Origin of the sequence: Sphingobacterium sp. 18053 (genome assembly GCF_902706145.1) — a bacterium.
GTDB lineage: Bacteria > Bacteroidota > Bacteroidia > Sphingobacteriales > Sphingobacteriaceae > Sphingobacterium > Sphingobacterium paramultivorum.
In genome coordinates this window covers 203,852-219,422 of the sequence record NZ_CACSJW010000010.1, presented here as the reverse complement: position 1 = coordinate 219,422, position 15,571 = coordinate 203,852, and the positions used below count along the sequence as shown (strand labels likewise).

The window sequence follows — 15,571 nt, the reverse complement described above, 5'->3', positions numbered from 1 at the left end:
ATTTTAACTAGTGGTACAGGCCTCAGATTGCGCGTATATGAGGTAATTTGGTCTAAAGTAGTTTGTTAAAACTAGTGCGGCAACTTATTGCGCAAGACTCCATAAAGCCAAGTACCCAACAAAGCAAAAAGCAAGACGATTCCTAGAGTCCAATAACCAGCACCGATTAGGGCAAACATTGGTCCCGGACAAGCGCCTGTCAATGCCCAGCCTAAGCCAAAGATTGTTCCCCCGAGCAGGTATCGTGTAATACTTTTGTCTTTATCATAGAATGCTATTTGCATCCCGTTACTATCTTTAATTTGCTTTCTCTTGATGATTTGTACGATTATAATTGCTGTGGTCAGTGCTGTACCGATAATCCCATACATATGAAAGGAACGAAATTGAAACATTTCGTAGATTCTATACCATGATGCGGCTTCCGATTTGTATAAGATGATTCCAAACAATATACCGATGGAAATAAATTTTAGTGCTTTCATTTATGCGAAAATTAGCGGGAATAAAAAATGAACCATAATGATCCCACCTAGGAAGAAACCTATAACGGCGATCAAAGAGGGAAGCTGAAAATTGCTAAGTCCAGAAATAGCATGGCCTGATGAACATCCACCAGCATAGCGTGTTCCAAATCCAATCAATACACCGCCAATACTTAAAAGTAGAAACTGAAACAAAGATCCGTCGAAAATGAAAATGGATTCAGGAAGGTAGCCTTGTAGATGGTCGATAATACCCAGCTCTTTTAAGTCGGCAACACTTTTGGAATTAATCTGGCTTGCAGTGCCGTCGCTCAAAAAATTATGTGCAATAAAACCGCCAATAGCTGTCCCGAGTACCACCAATAAATTCCAGGACTGGGTCTTCCAATCGAATCTGAAAAAAGAGGAAGTTTTTCCGGCACCTAATACAGTACACATGGTGCGCAGATTATTGGACATGCCAAAATCCTTTCCCTGTTTGAGCAGCAGGTACATGACCAGTGCAATTAAAGGTCCTGAAATATACCAGGGCCATGGTTGTTTGATGTATTCCAATAGCATAACAATGTCCTTAAGTGATGTTACAAAGGTACATACTGCCTTTGCAAAAGCCTGTAACAAATGTTACCGAAGGAAGAAAGAATTTATAGGTCGTAATATTCGATGTCAGCGTCCTTTAGGGCTTCCGTTAGCAGGGGAAGATCATCTTCCTTTTGAAATAATTTGTTGCGCCAGGTACGGAAGGCTGGTCCTTTGTTTTGGTTGATAATGATCAGGTTGCCGCCGGAACGTTTGAGATTCCTGATATGAGAAATATTATTCAAAGGGAAAACGATTGTTTTTTTAGCGTTACTTATCTGAAGTGTATTTTCATCCAAGACCCAAGTCGATGACAAAGTCGAAGACTTTATGGCCAGATACAGTGCTAAAGGAATCATTAAAAGAGCAATAATAATCTTGAGAATTTCCTGTATGGGAACTTTAGACATTCCCATTCCGATCAAAAAGATTGAAATCAGCAAGATTAACATGTATTTTCCACGATGCAACGTCGACAAGTGGAATGTCTGTGGATTACTCTTCATATTTCTTGATAAACTTCCCTTTTGCGTCAATATAGTAAAAATTCTCTAGATCCTCCGTTACAAGCGCTAGCCCGTTTTCAAAAGCTTGGGCATTTTGTAATTTAAATGGAACAACGACTTTTCCTGTGTAATCAATGTACCCATATTTATTGTCATTAAATGCCAGTAGAAGTCTTTCACCCGCAAACGATAGGAACTCATAATCCGTTTTAAGTTGATTATGCCCAGTTTTATTAATAAGCTGGTAGGATTGGTTGACTAAAATTAACGCGAGGTTATCGCGATAATCCGAAATGGTTTCATATTTGGCAGGAAGTAAAACAGCGCCTTTTTGATCCATGATACCCGTATGTTCTCCTTCCGTAAAAAGTGCATATTCTGGGCTAGGAACTGAAATAAAGTCATATTTGGCCTGCAGCAATATTTTACCGTTTGTATCCAACAGTCCATACTTAAGATCTCTCATATAAACTACTGGACCGCCTTCGGTTTCTAAACTGAGCGATTCATATTGACATGGAATAACTTCTTTGCCGTGTATGTCTATTAAGCCAAACATTTGTGCTGCATCAGTTACGATGGCATAGTCTCCTATATAGCTATATATTGCCGTATACTTTGCTGGTGTTAATTTGTTTCCTAAGCTGTCCTGTACACCAAAATATGCTGTATTGGAATCTTGATACCAAGATAAATGGTCGTTTAGCGTGGAATCTATAGCTTCTTCAATAGGTTCACCTTCTTCATAATCCGCCGGAATTTCAAAGAGTGATTTGTCGAATGTTATTTCTTCCACCTTGGTCGCTTGTATTCCGAGCCCGGCCGATCCGATATAGAGCGCTGCCCCGGGCACTTTTTCGAGATAATCGTAAGTGCCCCAGTATAACTTTGGCAATTTTGGTGCATACCAAACGGTAATTTCCGTTTGTGGATCTTGGCTACCTGTTAGATTGAATGTTGCTTTTTCGCAGGTGATTCCTGCAATTATCTTCTTTTGATCGGGAACTAAGCTGATCTCAAAATCTCCCGAATAGGCATAATTATCACCCTCGTTTACGGCAGTCTCAATGAGTTTGCCGGTGGCCAGCTCTGTTGCAGTATAGGTTTTATTTATTTCATCCAGTAGAAAAGAGCTGCCTTCGTGGATATTGCTGATCTGTATCGATTTTCCGAATAATAAACTTTCAATTCGCATCTGGTCTTTGGTGATGAAGGCCTGCATTAATGCTTCATTATTTCCAGCCAATATTTTGATGAATTCTGAAGATGCGGTATCTGTTCCCGTTTCAGGATCAGCAAATTGATATGAAATTTTATATAGCTTTTGCTGAGCGTGTCCTTGTCCGATAAGGAGTAAAAACGCCAACTGTAAACAAAGGATAAATTGTTTCATTGTGTGATTTTAAGCTGCAAAAATATTGAAATTCGATTGATTTTTGAAATAATCTTTCGCTGTTTGTGGAAATTCTTTCAAAAATAGATATTATTGTATTTGGTTGTTTAAATCTAATTTTTGGTCTGTGCTTCAGATTCAGGTGCTCGAAATAGTCCTATCTTTTGAGTAGAGACCTTAAGTTGTGGACTATTTCTATATCAAGTGAAGTAAATCGTTGTAAGGACAACGGTTGAGATAGCGGTCTTGCGGGTGTGTGTGTATTTTTTACTTGTTTTATAGGTTATTATCATATAATCGTCAAGAAAAAGCGAAAATAATTAGGGAATGTAGCTTTTTGGAAAAAGGTGAAATGTTAATTTTGTATTTTACAAACCTCGAATTTTTTACTGTTTAAAAAAGATACCTGTGGAACTATTACTAATAGAGGATGAACCATCCGTCATATCATTGATCGAAAGAGGCTTAAAAGAAGAAGGCTATCATATTAGTATTGCTATGGATGGTTATACTGGTCTAAAAATGGCGGGATTGAACCGTTATGACCTGATCCTATTGGATGTGATGTTGCCTGGTATGAATGGCTTAGATGTCTGTAAAAACATTCGGATGTCTAACAACGAAGTCCCAATTATTATCTTAACGGCATTAAATCAAACGGAGGACATTGTCGAGGCCTTTGACAGGGATGCGGATGATTACTTGACAAAGCCGTTCCGTTTAGAGGAATTAAAAGCTCGAATCAGTCGCTACAGCCGCAAATCCAAAACCATTACCGAGCAGAAAAATATATTGGTATTTGACGATCTTCAATTGGATAGAGACAGTAAATCGGTTCAACGTGCCAATTCTCCTATTATTCTCACGGCTACTGAATTTCGTTTACTTGAATTTTTAATGCTCAACCGAAATAAGGTATTAAGTCGGATCGATATCCTGGAAGAAGTATGGGGTATGGATGTCGACTTAAGTACCAATGTTGTTGACGTGTATGTGAATTACCTTCGGAAAAAGATCGATAAACAATTTTCACGTAAACTTATCCATACAGTGATTGGGATGGGCTATGTAATCCGTCATGAAAATTAGGACCAAAATAGTTCTCCTATTTTCTATCATCAGCACCCTGCTGCTTGTTATTTTTGCCATTTATGTGTCTTATTTCACGTACGACAGTCTACAGACCAAATTTTTTCATCGGCTAGAAGAGAACGCCGTGATTGTCGGAGATCATATCGTCCATCAGAAGGATGAAAATAGGGCGCTTTATATTCAGGTAAAACGTAAATACCTGAAACAATTATCTGAAGGAACAGACCACCTCATTCGTGTTGTTAAGGGAAGTGATCGAGTTCAATTGAGGCCTGAGCTGCCTATGCCAAAAACATTCTATGCCGATGTAATTCGTCATGGAAAGGGAAGATATATGCATGGTAAGACTGCCTTTGTAGCGGTATTCTTTCAGGATCATCTTCACCAGGAAAATTTGATTGTTGTATCGGAAGGTATTGATGATTACGGCCATGATGAACAGCGTCAATTGGATCGTACCCTGATCACAGGTGGGATTTTGGCGATTTTTTTAATTGTACTGATGTCTTTTTACTTTGCTGACCGATTATTGAAACCCATTAAGGATATCAACAATGATTTAGATAAAGTTGATATCGCACATTTAGACCATCGCCTGTTTAGTAAATTTAGTAATAGCAAAGATGAATTGGGTGTTTTGATTGCGAACTTAAATTCAATGCTTAGCCGATTGGATATCTCGGTTCAGTCGCAACAGAGTTTTATCGGAAATGCCTCTCATTCGCTAAAGACCCCGCTTACAATTATCGGGGGAGAAGCCGAATTGGCACAACAGCTCCTGTCGAAAGAGCATGAAGCTTATTATTCCCTGGAGACGATCGCGAAATATGCGGATAAAATGGAGTTGATTATCAATAATCTTTTGCAACTATCCCGCATGGGCTTCAAGGGGGAAGTGGACAATAAAGAAATTATTCGAATTGACGAGTTACTCTATGAAATTTATAAAGCCGAAAAAAGTATTCATAAGGACCTCAAGCTTTCTTTTGATCTAACAGAAATTCCAGAAGATAGTGATGAACTTACGGTTTTGGCTAACCCGGATCTGTTTTTTATTGCCTTTAGCAATATTATTTCAAATGCATTTAAGTACGGCAATGGACTGCAGGTTGGCGTAGCCATAAGTAGCGATAGCAAAAATATTACGATAAAAGTGTTTGACCAAGGGATAGGTATTCCTAAAAAAGACCAGCCACATATTTTTACCTCTTTTTACCGCGCTTCTAATGTTGGTGATATTTATGGCAATGGTTTGGGGCTTGTTTTAGCCAAAAATATCTTTGACCTTCATGGTGCTGAATTGTTCCTCAATTCGACGGAAGGTCAAGGCACTCTGGTCGTTGTTACAATACCAAAAACTCCTTTCTAATTTCATTTTAATCTCATCCTTATTCCATTTTTAGGTGGCTGTGATATACTTGTACCAGAGATAAGTATAACTCATGGATCTATCTTGTTGTTTCGAATCGGATTATGTTTTGAAACCGCGGGATTGCTTCGTTACCATAAAGGAACAAAATATAAGGATGAAAAAAACACTTTCACTTTTTACAACACTGGGGATTAGTATAGCATCATTGCATGCGCAGGAGCAGATCCAAACGGACTCTGTTCAGGCGCAAAGAAGCAGCTTGTTACTGAAAGAACCCGCGCGAGCAAAATCATTTCAATTGGATGTCCTGTTAAGAGCAGGTCTGCAAACGGACAATGGGGAGGGGGAGTCTCAAGCAAAAGCAAACCTTGATGATGCCCGTATTTTGATGAGCGGGGAATACAATGATAGATTGTCGTATAAAGTGCGTTTTCGCTTGAATAGGTCATTTGCTCCAACGAGTCAGGATAATGGCTCGCGTGCATTGGACATGGCATTGATCAAGTACAAGTTTGGCAAGGATCTCCAATGGTCCGTTACGGCCGGTAAGCAAAGTGCGATGGTCGGGAGTTATGAATTTGAAAATAACCCAATTTACGAATATAAGTTCACAGACTATGTCGACCGTATACTGAATCTCTTTGTTGTCGGTGGAATGTTATCTTATGAAGTCAACCCGAATCATTCGTTACATGCCCAAGTTTACAACACGACCAATGATAGTTTTATGGAGCTTCATGCAAAAAATGGTTTTGCTGTAGGTGATTTGGAACGCTCTAGTGTACCAATGGGAGCCTATTTCACTTGGGTGGGTGCATTTATGGATAAGCGTTTTAATACGAAATGGTCTTACAACATCTCTCAGTTTGCAAAGGGACATACTAATCATGCCGTTTCATTAGCGAATAAATTCAAAACAGCAAAACAGATGCTATATCTTGATTTACAGTACTCTTATCTTGCTGTCGATCATGCGATGATTGCATCTTCGGCGATCAACGAATTTTATGGTAGAACTGGCGAGAACCGTGTATTGGTCAAAGATGTGAACTACAGCTCTGCCATATTGCGCTATGATCAATTTTTGAGTAAAAAATGGGAGGTTGCTTTGAAAGGTGGGTATGAGATCGCGGGATCGAGAGATGATAATCAACTCGGTAAGAATTTTCGCCAAAACTGGACCTATTTTGCGGCTTTGCAACATAAGCCGTTTCACAACCAGGATCTTCGGTTTTATTTAGGTTACGTTGGTAACACCGTAAACTATAAGGGCTATATGGATATGGCCAAGAGTCAGTACAACCGCTTAGCCTTTGGGGCATATTTTACCATTCCAGTTTTATAATAATTCCTTTAACAAATTAACAAATAATTATTTTTTTATGCGTTTAACACCGAGAGAAACAGAAAAGCTGTTGTTGCATTTGGCCGGCGAATTGGCGGCTAAGCGATTGAAACGCGGGGTAAAATTAAATTATCCAGAGTGTATCGCTTACATCAGTGCCCAGATTATGGAGGAGGCTAGGGACGGAAGGTCTGTGGCGGACTTAATGTCTTATGGTACTACCTTATTGAAGAGGAGCCAAGTCATGGAAGGAGTCCCCGAGATGATCCATGATGTACAGATCGAAGTTACTTTTCCGGACGGAACTAAATTGGTGACTGTCCATGATCCTATTCGTTAATAAATATTGAATGATATGATTCCAGGAGAATACATTTTAAAAAAAGAGGAAATCAAAGCTAATGTTGGGCACAGAACCACAAGCATTGTTGTGAAAAATGAAGGTGATCGACCGATTCAGGTAGGTTCACACTATCATTTCTTTGAAGCGAACAAGTTGCTTTCCTTCGACAGGGAGAAAGCGTTTGGGATGCGCTTGAATATTCCAGCCAGCACCGCTGTTCGTTTTGAACCAGGGGAACAAAAATCAGTTGTTCTGGTTGAATTTGGCGGAAGTAAGGAAATCCACGGTTTTAATGGATTGACAAATGGGAAGTATACAGATCAATCGGTGAAGACCAAAGCCATTGATAAAATGAAAAAATTGAAATTCAGACAATCTAAATAAATATGGGAGGATGGAATAGACGCGAATGGATTAAAGTTGTAGGGCTCACTACTTTGGGTACTACTGTTGGTCTACATGCGCTTGGTTTAGATAAACTAGGTTTAGATAAATCATCTGTAAAATATGTTGATGGGGAACTTTATATCCCGAGAGACAAATATGCGGCTCTTTTTGGACCGACCACTGGAGATAAGGTTCGTCTGGCAGATACAGAGCTTTTTATTGAAATTGAAAAAGATTTCAATGTTTATGGAGAAGAGAACAAATTTGGTGGCGGTAAAACTATTCGCGATGGTATGGGGCAATCGGCTCGTGCCTTGCGTGATGAGGGGGTGTTGGATTTTTGTATCACTAATGTCATTATCATTGACCACTGGGGTATTGTAAAAGGTGATATCGGTATTAAGGATGGTAAAATTGTAGGTATTGGTAAAGCTGGAAACCCAGATGCACAGGATGGTGTAACCGAGGGCATGATCATCGGTGCTTCTACGGAAGTGCATGGGGGAGCGGGCTATATCCTAACTGCAGGCGGTATTGATACGCACATTCACTTTATCTCGCCGCAACAGATTGAAACAGCGCTATATTCTGGTGTAACTACTTTTATTGGTGGCGGTGCGGGACCTGCAGATGGAACACTGGCAACGACAGTGACTTCAGGAAAGTGGTATATCGAGCGTATGTTTGAAGCTTTTGAAAACCTTCCTATCAATGTTGGTTTTTTCGGAAAAGGTAACGTATCGACCACTAAACCTATCGAAGAACAAATTGAAGCTGGTGCACTGGGCGTGAAAATCCATGAAGATTGGGGAGCGACTCCGGCAACAATTGATGCGGCATTGAAAGTTGCTGATAAATACGATGTACAAGTTGCGATCCATACCGACACACTGAATGAGGCCGGTTTCTTGGAAGATACTGTTGCTGCGATAGATGGTCGTGTAATCCATACTTTTCACACGGAAGGAGCCGGCGGTGGACACGCTCCGGATATTATTAAGATCGCCATGTATCCCAATATCCTCCCTGCATCTACCAATCCAACAAAACCTTTTACGGTAAATACTGCTGAAGAACACTTGGACATGCTGATGGTCTGCCATCACTTGGATAAAAATGTGAAAGAAGATGTGGCATTTGCTGATTCACGTATCCGTCCACAGACAATTGCTGCCGAGGATATTTTGCAAGACATGGGCGTATTTTCAATTATGAGTTCGGATAGCCAAGCGATGGGGCGTGTGGGAGAGGTCATTTCCCGTACATTCCAAACGGCCCATAAGATGAAAATCCAACGCGGCCCTTTAGCTGAAGATCAAGGCAAAGAAAATGATAACTTCCGTGTCAAACGTTATGTGTCTAAATTTACCATCAACCCTGCTAAAGCACATGGTATTGACCAATATATTGGTTCGATTGAAAAAGGAAAGTATGCAGATTTGATCCTTTGGAAACCAGAATTATTTGGTGTAAAACCCGAGTTGATCATCAAAGCCGGTATGATTTTGGGCGCTAAAATGGGGGATGCCAATGCGTCAATTCCGACACCACAGCCAATCATTTATAGGCCAATGTTTGGGAATTATGGTAAAGCAGTTTCAAAACTATGCTTCAATTTCGTTTCGAAAATTTCTTTGGAGAACGGAAATATTCAAAAATTGAATTTGTCGCGTAAATGCCTGCCTGTGGAGGGATGTCGTACGGTGATGAAAAAAGATATGGTCCATAATCATGCAACACCAAATATCGTCGTTAATCCAGAAACCTATGAAGTAACAGTCGATGGTGTGTTGGCGACCTGTGAACCATTGAAGGAACTTCCAATGGCCCAACGGTACTTCTTATTCTAATTGGTTATTTATGTTGTTAGCAAGAGACATTAAGGGGAATATTTGGGCCGATAGCACAGATCAGAACGGTGTTGAACTTGATTTTTTGGAACTCGAATGGTTTGATACGGAAAGACGTATTATCCGAGGGTTCACTGTTGAAGGCCGTGAAATAGGCTTTAAAAATTTGGGGACGGAATCCTTGTTTGACGGTGATATTTTGTTCGAAACAAAGGAACTGCGCATTGCTGTTCGAATATTGCCCTGTCCTTGCCTTGTTGTACGTCCCAAAAACCTCTTGGATATGGCTCGGATATGTCTCGAAATTGGCAACAAACATATCCCTGTTTTCATCAACGCTGCACATGAAATTATTGCAGCCTATGAAAATCCCCTTTGGGAAACCTTAGAAAGGGCAGGTTTTACACCGACGAAAGAACTACGGGTGATTGAAAGAACCCATACGTTACGCATACATCAGTATGCCGTAGTCCAGCACAAAATTACCTTGGCCAATGGGCTCTAATACTTAATTAATAACGATTACATATGAATCCATTGTTGACATTAATGCAGATTAATGATTCTGTATTTCCGATTGGAGGCTTCACACATTCCTATGGCTTGGAAACTTATATCAATAAAGAGATTGTACATGATGCTAAAACTGCAAAAGAATATGCACAGACTTTATTGGAGCATAGTTTCTATTACAACGATGCCGCTTTTTTTCATAAGGCCTGGCAATTGTGTGAATCAAGAGCAACTAGGAAAAAGATCGCTGAACTGGATGCATTGATAACCGCTTTCAAAGCCCCTTATGAGATTCGGGATGCCAGTAAGAAATTGGGAATACGGTTTTTAAAATTGACAGAAAAGTTAAAACCGGTCAAGCGTTGTTCGGCTTATCTAAAGGCGATAAATGCGCAAGAATTGCATGGTCACTATGCGATGGCATTTGCCATGTTTGCCCATGCGCAGGAAATTAGTTATGCAGACGCACTGAGTGCTTTTTATTATAATTCTTTGAATGGTATTATGACAAATTGTGCCAAACTGGTTCCAATTAGCCAAATGGATGCACAGCAGATTTTGTTTAAACTACAGCCCTTGATTAATAAATTGGTTGGATTACAGCCCGAACTGGATGATGATCTGATCGGAAATTGTTGTATCGCTCAGGATATTCGATGCATGCAACATGAAAAATTATACACGAGAATTTACATTTCGTAAAAATAACTGAAATAAAAGATGTCTAAGAGAAATTACGTGAAAATTGGTGTTGCTGGTCCTGTGGGCTCTGGCAAGACGGCACTTATTGAACGGTTGACACGTTCGATGTCGGCAGATTATAGTATCTGTGTCGTAACAAATGATATTTATACGCGTGAGGACGCTATGTATCTACAACAGAATTCGGCCCTGCCCGCTGAACGTATTATTGGTGTTGAAACAGGGGGCTGTCCGCATACGGCTATCCGTGAAGATGCTTCGATGAACATTGAAGCTGTAGAAGAATTAGCGAATCGTTTTGCGGATGTGGAACTGATTTTTGTTGAAAGTGGGGGCGATAACCTGACGGCGACTTTTAGTCCGGATCTAGCCGATCTGACCATATTTGTTCTCGATGTTGCTGAAGGAGAGAAAATGCCGCGTAAAGGTGGGCCAGGTATTACGCGCTCGGATTTGTTGTTGATCAATAAAATAGACCTTGCTCCTTATGTAAATGCCGACTTGGAAGTTATGCGCCAGGATACAATCCGCATGCGCGGTGAACGACCATTTATTTTTACAAACTTAATGACTTTAGAAGGTTTAGAAGATGTGAAATCATGGATCAAAAAGTATGCTTTGTTGGAGCCCGTAGGTTAAAATTTATCGTATATGGATAGCAAAATCGTATTAAATGTTGCCAAAGAGGACGGCAGAAGTAGATTGAAGGAAAGTTATCATAATGCACCTTATAAACTAACGCATTATGGCGCGTCAGGATTGACCAATCATTTGGAAATGATCATCATGAGTGCATCGCCTGGTATTATGGATACGGATTATTTGCACATTGATGTTCATGTGAAAAAAGATGCACAATTGAAACTTTTTACACAGTCATTCAATAAGCTTCATCCCATGAAAACCGGAGCAAGACAACATACGGACGTGCATGTGGATGCCGGAGGCCTGTTTCATTACATTCCACATCCAGTAACGCCGTTTAAGGATTCTATTTTTAAGGCAAGCAATCATATTCACTTGGCTGAAGATGCAGTTTTGATGTGGGGGGACATTATTAGTGTGGGAAGAATCCACATGAAAGAAGCTTTTGAGTTTGGTAGCCTGCATACCCAAACCAAGATTTTTAGACAAGGTAAACTGTCCTTTATTGACAATCAGCTTTTGCGTCCCAAAAGTCAGCCGATACAGAAGATGTTATTTTTTGAGGGATACACCCATCAGGCAACTTTTGTGTTCTCGGCTCTTTTTGCGCAAGAATTAAAATATGAATTGGATGAAATCCTAACTGTTGAATACAATGACATCTCTTACGGCTTTACGCAGGCTTCAAAAGATGTGGTTATCCTACGTGCTTTGGGTACTGATGGAGAGTTGCTTTATGACTTTTTACATATGTTGGGGCAATTGTGTTGGGATTTTACAAAACATAAGCTTTCTGAAAAGAAGGAAGACACAACAGTTGAAGCTATAGCCGAAGATGAGAAATCGAAGGCGCAGGAAATCACCGTCATTGAACACAGAAAACCTCGTCGAAAAAGTAAGCGGGAGTTGGTGGATGCTGTAGTGGTGGAAGGAACTAACTATGCATAAGGGAAACCTGCACGACGAGATATGGATTGATGTTATCCCTGATTTTGACAAATTGAAGCTGGGCCGCGATTCAGATATTTTGGATCTTTCCTATTATGAAGTAAATAAGCGCGTTATCCAGCGGAAAACAAGAAAGGGTAATCTAGTGCGCATACAGCGTGATGATAGCAGCGCATTGCGTTCAGGGCAGTGTATTTATCATCGCGGTGATTTATTTATCCAGGTCAACATTTTACCTTGTCTTTGTGTATTGTTGGATAGTCAGAATCTATCTGTTGTGGGCGAGTTCTGCTTCGACGTGGGCAATCGACATTTGCCGGTTTATCTCAAAGCCGATGGGCGATTTGCTGTTTCTTATGATGGACGTCTCTATCAGGCGCTAAAGGAAAAATATAAGGGCTTTATCACATTGGAAAATACGATTTTAGAACCTGATGAACAGATTACCTACATTCGTAGACCTATACTCGAATGATGGAATGTTGGTATTAGCGAAAAATTACGCATTTTTGTCGCTATGAAATTTGGCGAGGAATTGCAAGTATGGTATCGACAACATAAGCGAGATCTACCGTGGCGAGAAACAAAAGATGCCTACAAAATATGGCTTTCTGAAATTATTCTGCAACAGACTCGTGTCGAACAGGGTTTGCCCTATTATGAACGTTTTGTCGAGCGATTTAAGAATGTTGTGGAATTTGCGAATGCAGAAGAAGATGATATTCTCCATCTTTGGCAAGGTCTGGGTTACTATTCTAGAGGCCGGAATATGCATAAGGCCGCGCGAATAGTTCGCGATCAGTATCAGGGTGTTTTTCCGGTAGATTATCAAACATTAATAACGCTTCCTGGAATAGGAGAGTATACTGCTGCGGCGATATCCTCTTTTGCGAACGATGAAGCCCAGGCGGTATTGGATGGAAATGTGTTTCGTGTATTGGCGCGATACTATGGCATAGAAACACCTATCAATTCTACGGAAGGAAAGAAGATTTTTACAGCTATAGCCAAAGAAAATCTTGATCCTAAACACCCGGCATTGTATAATCAGGCGATAATGGATTTTGGTGCTACCCATTGTAAGCCCAAGCTGCCTTTATGTGAATTCTGTATGTTTCGTCCTTCCTGTTATGCGTTATCTAAAGGCCGGGTAGATCAATTGCCTGTAAAGCTTAAAGCCAAGGCAAGCAAAGATAGATACTTTAATTATTTTATCTTGAAGGACAACGATCGGATACTGATGTCTAAACGCGGTGAAGGTGACGTTTGGCAGAATCTATATGAGTTTCCACTTTTGGAGTCTAATTACAGCTTGTCAATTCCGGATGTTCTTAGCGATGAGTGGTTTATTTCCTGTTTCGGCTCCGATGCAGAGCTGCATGTTTTACAGCAGCAGACAAAACATATCTTGAGTCATCAGAATATTTATGCGACATTTTTTGAGGTGCGGTTAAAAGGCGATCTAATTCAAAAAAAATCCAATTGGGATTATGTATTTCTAAAAGATTTAGATAAATTAGCTAAACACAAGTTGATCTTTACCTTTTTGGAAAGATCAAATTTTTAACCATTTATGCTTTTAAATTATGTCAGGAGTTAACAAAGTCATTTTAGTGGGACATCTTGGAAAAGATCCCGAAATTCGCTATTTAGAAGGCAATGTCTCTGTTGCCAGTTTTCCATTGGCAACATCAGAAACGTATAACAAAGACGGAAAAAGAGTAGAACAAACCGAATGGCACAATATTGTTATGTGGCGAGGTCTGGCTGACGTGGCTGTAAAATATCTAACAAAGGGGAAGTTAGTTTATATTGAAGGTCGGCTGCGGACTCGTACTTATGAGGATAAGGAAGGTATTAGACGATATGCTACCGAGGTTGTCGCTGAAACTTTTACGCTTTTAGGCCGTAAATCGGATTTTGAGCCGAATGCAGGTGTAAGTGCTGGTAATACAGCAAACACACAAGCGCAAAAAGTCGAAGATAAGGAAGTGGAGGTCGATTTTACGGAGAATGATCAGGAGGATAATCCATTACCATTTTAAGCGGAAGAATTTGAGATTATGTAAAAACTTTACATGTATAGTAAATATAGTAAAATCATCGAAAAACAAAAGAGCAGGCAACTATGCCTGCTCTTTTGTTTTATTCGTATTTTGGGGGTTGAAATCTGATAGCTTTCTCCCAAGCGAGTATGCTGTTTCTGTTGCGTGTTTTTTTATGATGCTCAGTCGAAGTTCAAAATTTCTTTTTAGCGGAAATTTTGGCTATGTTTGCTCTAATTATGTTGCAAGATAGAATTACGCAGTATACTGAAGAGATTAAGGCATTTGTGCCAACTTCTTCAGCCGATGTAGAAAATTTCAGATTGAAGTTTTTGGTTTCCAAAGGGATTGTGAAAAATCTTTTTGATGAATTCAAAACAGTTACGCCTGAAGAGAAACGTACTTTGGGAAAAGTGTTGAATGAATTTAAGCAGTTAGCAGAAAATACATTCAAAGAAGCACAAGAAAAGTTCGGGTCTGGTGATAAGCAAAAATCCCAGGAATTAGCGAGTGATTTAACATTGCCTGGTCAAGGTTTTCAACTGGGGTCTAGACATCCAATCTCTTTAGTTCGTAAAGAAATTGTTGAAATTTTCAAGAAATTGGGTTTTATTGTGTCAGAAGGGCCGGAAATTGAAGATGACTGGCATAATTTTTCTGCGTTGAATTTTCCGCCGGAACATCCTGCGCGTGATATGCAAGATACTTTCTTTATCAAAAAACAAGAAGGTAATGACATTACATTGAGAACGCATACCTCTTCGGTTCAGGTGCGTTTAATGGAAGCCGGTAAACCACCGTTTCGTGCAATAATGCCTGGACGTGTTTATAGAAATGAAGCTATATCAGCACGTGCACACTGTTTCTTTCATCAAGTAGAAGGTTTATATGTAGATGAAAATGTTTCTTTTGCGGATTTGAAACAAACTTTATATCATTTTGTTCAAGAGATGTATGGCGAAGGTACCAAAGTACGTTTCCGTCCATCCTATTTTCCTTTCACTGAACCTTCGGCAGAAATGGATATCTCCTGTACAATCTGTAAAGGGGCAGGGTGTAACTTGTGTAAGTACTCTGGCTGGGTAGAAATTTTAGGCTGCGGTATGGTCGATCCTAACGTGCTTGATAACTGTGGTATCGATAGTAAAAAATATTCGGGTTTTGCTTTTGGTATGGGAATAGAACGTATCACAAACCTTAAATATGTGATTAAAGACCTACGTCTTTTCTCAGAAAATGACACACGTTTCTTGTCTCAATTTGAGACTGAATTAATATAAATTAATCATTGTAAAGATTGTGGCATCACATTATTCTCTACGATAACTAGGCAAGAGAATAATGTGATGCTTTTTGGTCTTTAAGC

At 39.8% G+C, this 15,571-nt stretch carries 17 protein-coding genes and 1 pseudogene; 14 read left to right on the top strand and 4 right to left on the bottom strand.

The window, feature by feature from the left end:
• Window positions 1-71 precede the first annotated feature (71 nt).
• From GVK91_RS22980 to GVK91_RS22965, 4 genes are all read right to left on the bottom strand, one after another.
• Window positions 72-485, bottom strand: a complete 414-nt coding sequence (locus tag GVK91_RS22980; protein WP_153844870.1) for a DUF6691 family protein — start codon at window positions 483-485, stop codon at window positions 72-74.
• Window positions 486-1,046, bottom strand: a complete 561-nt coding sequence (locus tag GVK91_RS22975) for a YeeE/YedE family protein (protein WP_198386026.1) — start codon at window positions 1,044-1,046, stop codon at window positions 486-488.
• Window positions 1,047-1,129: 83 nt separating this feature from the next.
• Window positions 1,130-1,570 carry a hypothetical protein gene (locus tag GVK91_RS22970; RefSeq protein ID WP_083663466.1) on the bottom strand — a complete coding sequence of 147 codons (441 nt, stop codon included), beginning with the start codon at window positions 1,568-1,570 and terminating at the stop codon, window positions 1,130-1,132.
• Complete coding sequence (locus GVK91_RS22965; protein WP_159731441.1) at window positions 1,560-2,963, bottom strand: WG repeat-containing protein; 1,404 nt, start codon at window positions 2,961-2,963, stop codon at window positions 1,560-1,562. Before GVK91_RS22965 ends, GVK91_RS22970 begins: the two co-directional genes overlap by 11 nt.
• Window positions 2,964-3,371: 408 nt before the next feature.
• On the opposite strand from GVK91_RS22965, the gene GVK91_RS22960 reads away from it, so the two are divergent.
• The 14 genes and pseudogenes from GVK91_RS22960 (at window position 3,372) to pheS (ending at window position 15,485) form a co-directional block, all read left to right on the top strand.
• Window positions 3,372-4,052, top strand: coding sequence for a response regulator transcription factor (locus GVK91_RS22960; RefSeq protein ID WP_088160011.1), 681 nt, complete (start codon window positions 3,372-3,374; stop codon window positions 4,050-4,052).
• On the top strand, window positions 4,042-5,424 hold the full coding sequence (locus tag GVK91_RS22955; RefSeq protein ID WP_153844873.1) for a cell wall metabolism sensor histidine kinase WalK: 1,383 nt from the start codon (window positions 4,042-4,044) through the stop codon (window positions 5,422-5,424). The genes GVK91_RS22960 and GVK91_RS22955 overlap by 11 nt, the downstream gene beginning before the upstream one ends.
• A gap of 157 nt (window positions 5,425-5,581) precedes the next feature.
• Window positions 5,582-6,772, top strand: coding sequence for a porin (locus GVK91_RS22950; RefSeq protein ID WP_159731439.1), 1,191 nt, complete (start codon window positions 5,582-5,584; stop codon window positions 6,770-6,772).
• 37 nt (window positions 6,773-6,809) lie between these two features.
• Complete coding sequence (gene ureA / locus GVK91_RS22945; protein WP_046674789.1) at window positions 6,810-7,112, top strand: urease subunit gamma; 303 nt, start codon at window positions 6,810-6,812, stop codon at window positions 7,110-7,112.
• A 15-nt stretch (window positions 7,113-7,127) separates the two neighbouring features.
• Window positions 7,128-7,424 (top strand): annotated as a pseudogene (gene ureB, locus GVK91_RS22940) (urease subunit beta); the annotation flags it as partial.
• A 77-nt stretch (window positions 7,425-7,501) separates the two neighbouring features.
• Window positions 7,502-9,352 (top strand): urease subunit alpha, encoded by a 1,851-nt coding sequence (ureC, locus tag GVK91_RS22935; RefSeq protein WP_159731437.1) that lies wholly within the window; start codon window positions 7,502-7,504, stop codon window positions 9,350-9,352.
• 10 nt (window positions 9,353-9,362) lie between these two features.
• Entirely contained in the window at window positions 9,363-9,857 is a 495-nt protein-coding gene (locus GVK91_RS22930; protein ID WP_153844875.1) for an urease accessory protein UreE, read from the top strand.
• A 23-nt stretch (window positions 9,858-9,880) separates the two neighbouring features.
• Window positions 9,881-10,567 (top strand): urease accessory protein UreF, encoded by a 687-nt coding sequence (locus tag GVK91_RS22925; protein WP_153844876.1) that lies wholly within the window; start codon window positions 9,881-9,883, stop codon window positions 10,565-10,567.
• Between the two features lie 18 nt (window positions 10,568-10,585).
• Complete coding sequence (ureG, locus tag GVK91_RS22920; RefSeq protein WP_075990808.1) at window positions 10,586-11,206, top strand: urease accessory protein UreG; 621 nt, start codon at window positions 10,586-10,588, stop codon at window positions 11,204-11,206.
• 12 nt (window positions 11,207-11,218) lie between these two features.
• Window positions 11,219-12,160 (top strand): urease accessory protein UreD, encoded by a 942-nt coding sequence (locus GVK91_RS22915; RefSeq protein ID WP_153844877.1) that lies wholly within the window; start codon window positions 11,219-11,221, stop codon window positions 12,158-12,160.
• A complete protein-coding gene (locus tag GVK91_RS22910; protein WP_153844878.1) occupies window positions 12,153-12,635 on the top strand; it encodes an urease accessory protein UreE in 483 nt (160 codons plus the stop codon). Before GVK91_RS22915 ends, GVK91_RS22910 begins: the two co-directional genes overlap by 8 nt.
• A gap of 42 nt (window positions 12,636-12,677) precedes the next feature.
• The gene (gene mutY, locus GVK91_RS22905; RefSeq protein WP_159731435.1) at window positions 12,678-13,727 is read left to right on the top strand and encodes an A/G-specific adenine glycosylase; all 1,050 of its coding nucleotides are present in this window, start codon (window positions 12,678-12,680) and stop codon (window positions 13,725-13,727) included.
• Between the two features lie 19 nt (window positions 13,728-13,746).
• Window positions 13,747-14,205 carry a single-stranded DNA-binding protein gene (locus GVK91_RS22900; protein ID WP_046674796.1) on the top strand — a complete coding sequence of 153 codons (459 nt, stop codon included), beginning with the start codon at window positions 13,747-13,749 and terminating at the stop codon, window positions 14,203-14,205.
• Between the two features lie 239 nt (window positions 14,206-14,444).
• Entirely contained in the window at window positions 14,445-15,485 is a 1,041-nt protein-coding gene (gene pheS, locus GVK91_RS22895) for a phenylalanine--tRNA ligase subunit alpha (RefSeq protein ID WP_153844880.1), read from the top strand.
• Window positions 15,486-15,571: the final 86 nt, after the last annotated feature.

Excerpts from the sequence above, each read along its gene's own strand:
- GVK91_RS22980 (WP_153844870.1), bottom strand. The coding sequence starts at position 485 with ATGAAAGCACTAAAATTTATTTCCATCGGTATATTGTTTGGAATCATC.
- GVK91_RS22975 (WP_198386026.1), bottom strand. The coding sequence starts at position 1,046 with ATGCTATTGGAATACATCAAACAACCATGGCCCTGGTATATTTCAGGA.
- GVK91_RS22970 (WP_083663466.1), bottom strand. The coding sequence starts at position 1,570 with ATGAAGAGTAATCCACAGACATTCCACTTGTCGACGTTGCATCGTGGA.
- GVK91_RS22965 (WP_159731441.1), bottom strand. The coding sequence starts at position 2,963 with ATGAAACAATTTATCCTTTGTTTACAGTTGGCGTTTTTACTCCTTATC.
- GVK91_RS22955 (WP_153844873.1), top strand. The coding sequence starts at position 4,042 with ATGAAAATTAGGACCAAAATAGTTCTCCTATTTTCTATCATCAGCACC.
- GVK91_RS22950 (WP_159731439.1), top strand. The coding sequence starts at position 5,582 with ATGAAAAAAACACTTTCACTTTTTACAACACTGGGGATTAGTATAGCA.
- ureA (WP_046674789.1), top strand. The coding sequence starts at position 6,810 with ATGCGTTTAACACCGAGAGAAACAGAAAAGCTGTTGTTGCATTTGGCC.
- ureC (WP_159731437.1), top strand. The coding sequence starts at position 7,502 with ATGGGAGGATGGAATAGACGCGAATGGATTAAAGTTGTAGGGCTCACT.
- GVK91_RS22930 (WP_153844875.1), top strand. The coding sequence starts at position 9,363 with ATGTTGTTAGCAAGAGACATTAAGGGGAATATTTGGGCCGATAGCACA.
- GVK91_RS22925 (WP_153844876.1), top strand. The coding sequence starts at position 9,881 with ATGAATCCATTGTTGACATTAATGCAGATTAATGATTCTGTATTTCCG.
- ureG (WP_075990808.1), top strand. The coding sequence starts at position 10,586 with ATGTCTAAGAGAAATTACGTGAAAATTGGTGTTGCTGGTCCTGTGGGC.
- GVK91_RS22915 (WP_153844877.1), top strand. The coding sequence starts at position 11,219 with ATGGATAGCAAAATCGTATTAAATGTTGCCAAAGAGGACGGCAGAAGT.
- GVK91_RS22910 (WP_153844878.1), top strand. The coding sequence starts at position 12,153 with ATGCATAAGGGAAACCTGCACGACGAGATATGGATTGATGTTATCCCT.
- mutY (WP_159731435.1), top strand. The coding sequence starts at position 12,678 with ATGAAATTTGGCGAGGAATTGCAAGTATGGTATCGACAACATAAGCGA.
- GVK91_RS22900 (WP_046674796.1), top strand. The coding sequence starts at position 13,747 with ATGTCAGGAGTTAACAAAGTCATTTTAGTGGGACATCTTGGAAAAGAT.
- pheS (WP_153844880.1), top strand. The coding sequence starts at position 14,445 with ATGTTGCAAGATAGAATTACGCAGTATACTGAAGAGATTAAGGCATTT.